The organism is Aerococcus sp. L_32 (assembly GCF_050689315.1).
Genome location: NZ_JBOEQF010000557.1, coordinates 1 through 1,162 on the forward strand (window position 1 = coordinate 1; position 1,162 = coordinate 1,162).

A 1,162-nucleotide genomic window follows, 5' to 3' on the forward strand; every position below is an offset into this window, starting at 1 on the left:
GCGGAAGTTTGGGGTTACCAACGTGACGCTGTCGGCCGCTTATTCTACCGTGTAGTATTCAATACTAGAGATAGCGATAAGATGGCAGTTCGTTCACACTACTATGAACAACTTACAGCCCTGCTTGTACGTAATGGCTACAAACAACCTGTTTATGACTCAGGGGCAGAACTATAGTCATGACAAACACATATACAAAAACCGCACGATCAAGTCCTAATTGGGACATAGATTGTGCGGTTTTTGTATTTTTAACCTACTTCTGTAATAACTTCCCAGTCTGCATTGTAGAAAGTGACTTCTTTCTTATCACCTTGCCAATCTAAAATAGCAAATGATGGGTATGGGTATTTACCTTTCGGAATGCGGATTGAACCTGGGTTAATGATTTTAATCCCGTCAATTTCTTGGTCATCCATGACATGGGTATGGCCGTACATGATGACATCCGCTTGATTGTCTTTCGCTAAGGCAACCAATTTCTTCAGGTTCTGTTTTACTCCATATAAATGTCCGTGGGTCACAACAATCTTCCCTTCAGGGGTATTTAAGCTAATGACGTCCTCGTAGTTGCCATAGTCAGTGTTTCCTCTTACAGTATGGAAAATCCCCCAAATGGTATCATCTTCTGATAACTCAGAGTCACCACAGTGGATAAATAGATCAATGTCATCCCCTGCTTTTAAGACTAGGTTGACTAGCGCTTCGTGGTCGCCGTGGTTATCACTCGTGATTAGCATCTTCATATAAGTTCAACTCCCCATTTTCTAAATCTTTAGCTAGTAAACGTAAAGCATTGCCTCGATGACTTAAAGAATCTTTTTTCTCTGCTGACATTTCAGCTGTGGTTAACCCTTCACTTGGTACGTAAAAAATTGGGTCATAGCCGAAACCATTTTCCCCGCGCTCTTCACGTAAGATGACACCTGATAAAGTGCCGTGGTAGTGGTTGATGACTTGACCTTGTGCGTCAGAAACGACTAAATAGGTATGGAAAGTCGCGCCTCTATCTGCGTCAGGAACGTCAGCAAGCTCGGTTAAGGCCTTTTTCCGGTTATTGGCATCTGACTTCTCAGGGCCTGCGTAACGGGCTGAATAAACGCCTGGTGCCCCGTCTAATGCGTCAATGGCTAGACCAGAATCGTCCGCAATGACTGGAATG

The 1,162-nt window shown here is 43.6% G+C and carries 2 protein-coding genes; both read right to left on the reverse strand.

Features of this window, described 5'->3' with window-relative positions:
• Window positions 1-251 precede the first annotated feature (251 nt).
• The gene (locus ACRCJ0_RS14750) at window positions 252-746 is read right to left on the reverse strand and encodes a YfcE family phosphodiesterase (protein ID WP_417893777.1); all 495 of its coding nucleotides are present in this window, start codon (window positions 744-746) and stop codon (window positions 252-254) included.
• Window positions 724-1,162 (reverse strand): non-canonical purine NTP pyrophosphatase (locus tag ACRCJ0_RS14755; protein WP_431390960.1); only part of this gene is annotated, 439 nt, incomplete at its 5' end. The genes ACRCJ0_RS14755 and ACRCJ0_RS14750, both read right to left, overlap by 23 nt.

Bases quoted from the DNA above. Each gene is read 5' to 3' on its own strand.
- ACRCJ0_RS14750 (WP_417893777.1), bottom strand. From the start codon at position 746: ATGAAGATGCTAATCACGAGTGATAACCACGGCGACCACGAAGCGCTA.